2 protein-coding genes are annotated in these 2,012 nt (G+C 67.1%); one reads left to right on the top strand and one right to left on the bottom strand.

The annotated features are described in order from the left end of the window. Nucleotides 1–428: 428 nt before the first annotated feature. Nucleotides 429–821, top strand: coding sequence for a Co2+/Mg2+ efflux facilitator ApaG/CorD (apaG, locus tag DYI24_RS25635; RefSeq protein ID WP_011160302.1), 393 nt, complete (start codon nucleotides 429–431; stop codon nucleotides 819–821). Between the two features lie 105 nt (nucleotides 822–926). Here apaG and DYI24_RS25630 read toward each other — a convergent pair whose 3' ends face one another. Beyond that, a complete protein-coding gene (locus DYI24_RS25630; protein ID WP_164574312.1) occupies nucleotides 927–1,967 on the bottom strand; it encodes an Hsp33 family molecular chaperone in 1,041 nt (346 codons plus the stop codon). Nucleotides 1,968–2,012 lie beyond the last annotated feature (45 nt).

Raw genomic sequence — 2,012 nt, 5'->3', positions numbered from 1 at the left:
AGATCAGCCACAGCGCCAGGCCGCGAAACAGATCCAGCCGCAATTCCCGCTTCGGCGCCGGCTTGCGCGGCGGCGGGGTCGCCGGCCGCGATGGCGGCGCAGCCGGCTCGGCCGGCGGACCGCCTGCGGGCGGCGCGCCGGTGACCGGCTCGGCAACGGTGGTGACGGGAGGAGTCATGCGGCTCCATTGCGGCGCGCAATGCGCCTGTCGTTGCTATAGCAGCCGAGCTGCCGGCGGCGAAGGTCTGACGGCATTCGGCGGACACCCTGACGCAGCCATGAAGGGCGCTGCTCCGGCGCGGCCGCTGGCTAGCGCGGAACTATGTTGAAACCGCGGAGGCGCGTGACCACAACCTGAAAGTCGTTCCGAACGACTGGTTTCAACGCTGATTTTCGCTATATTTGGGCCAAGAGCTGGAAATCGAGCCATGTACCGCGCCGTCACCCGCCGGATCGAAGTGACCGTTGAGCCCAATTATCTGCCGGAGCGTTCCTCGGCGGAGAACCGGCAGTATTTTTGGTCCTACACCGTGGTGATCACCAATTCGGGCGAAGAAACCGTCAAGCTGCGCACCCGGCATTGGGTGATCACCGACGCCTCCGGCCGAACCCAGGAAGTGCGCGGCGAAGGCGTGGTCGGCGAACAGCCGGTGCTCGCACCGGGCGAACGGTTCGAATATACCAGCGGCGTCCCCCTCCCGACCGCCTCCGGCTTCATGGCCGGCCGCTACCAGATGGAAACCGAAGCGGGCGAAAAGTTCGAGATCGACGTCCCGCCGTTTTCGCTGGACAGCCCGGAAGGGAAGCGGACTCTGAATTGATCGTGCGCGCGTAGCCTGGGTTGAGCGGAGCGAAACCCAGGTGAGACTCCGCATGTAGTGATGATGCGTTTCGCCTTCGGCTCAACGCATCCTACGACCTACTCACTACTTGTTGGTCGCCTCTGTTTCCGTCGCACCCGCGTCCGACTCCACCCCCGCCTCTTGCGGCGTGAACTCGTACACCGATGAGCAGAACTCACAGGTCACCACGACCTTGCCGTCCTTGACCATGTCGGCGCGGTCCTGCGGGGCGAAGCGGGCGAGCATGCGGGAGACGGCGTCGCGTGAGCACGAGCATTCCGCCTTGATCGGCAGCGACGAGAACACGCGCACGCCGCGTTCGTGAAACAGCCGATACAGCAGCCGTTCGCCGGACAGATCCGGATCGATCAGTTCGACGTCCTCGACGGTCGCGATCAGCGACTGGCCTTCGACCCAGGCGTCGTCCTCATCGACGGTGTGAACCTGGGTGCCTTCCGGCGCATCGCCGGGATGCAGATCGGCCTGGCGCGCGCGCTCCGGGGACTTCGGCAGGAATTGCAGCAGCATGCCGCCGGCGCGCCAGTGATGCCGGCCGCCCTCGCCGCCGCGCCACTCTTCGCCGACCGCGAGCCGCACCTTGGTGGGGATCTGCTCGGAGCGCAGGAAGTACTCGTGCGCCGCTTCCTCCAGGCCGCCGCCGTTGAGCGCCACGAGGCCCTGATAGCGCCGCATGTCGGGGCCCTGATCGATCGTCATCGCCAGATGGCCGTTGCCGAGCAACGCGCCGGAGCTGAGGCCGGGCTCGAGCTTGGCCTCGTCATAGCGCGCATAGGCACGCAGCCGGTCGGGCGCCTGGAAGTCGACGATCAGGAACGACACCGGGCCGTCGGTCTGGGTCTGCAAGATGAAGCGGCCGTCGAACTTCAGCGACGAGCCGAGCAGCGTCGCGAGCACGATCGCTTCGCCGAGCAGCTTGGCGACCGGCACCGGATAGGCGTGCTTGGCGAGCAGCTCGTCGAGCGCCGGGCCGAGCTTGGTCAGCCGGCCGCGCAGATCGAGCGGGCCGACTTCGAACGGCAGCACGCTGTCGTCGATCGGCACCGCAGACGGCGCGCGCACGGAGGGCATCTCGGGGGTGGTCGGATCGCGGGCTTGTGAGGTCATGGGCGCTTATCTGGGGGCGAGAGGCGGAGATCGGAAGGGCCGGAC

The sequence above is a fragment of the Rhodopseudomonas sp. BR0C11 genome (assembly GCF_010820945.1).
GTDB lineage: Bacteria > Pseudomonadota > Alphaproteobacteria > Rhizobiales > Xanthobacteraceae > Rhodopseudomonas > Rhodopseudomonas palustris_H.
This window is presented reverse-complemented; position numbering and strand designations above follow the sequence as displayed.

What these genes read in the sequence shown, in the direction of transcription:
- DYI24_RS25630 (WP_164574312.1), bottom strand. Translation starts at nt 1,967, where the DNA reads ATGACCTCACAAGCCCGCGATCCGACCACCCCCGAGATGCCCTCCGTG.
- apaG (WP_011160302.1), top strand. Translation starts at nt 429, where the DNA reads ATGTACCGCGCCGTCACCCGCCGGATCGAAGTGACCGTTGAGCCCAAT.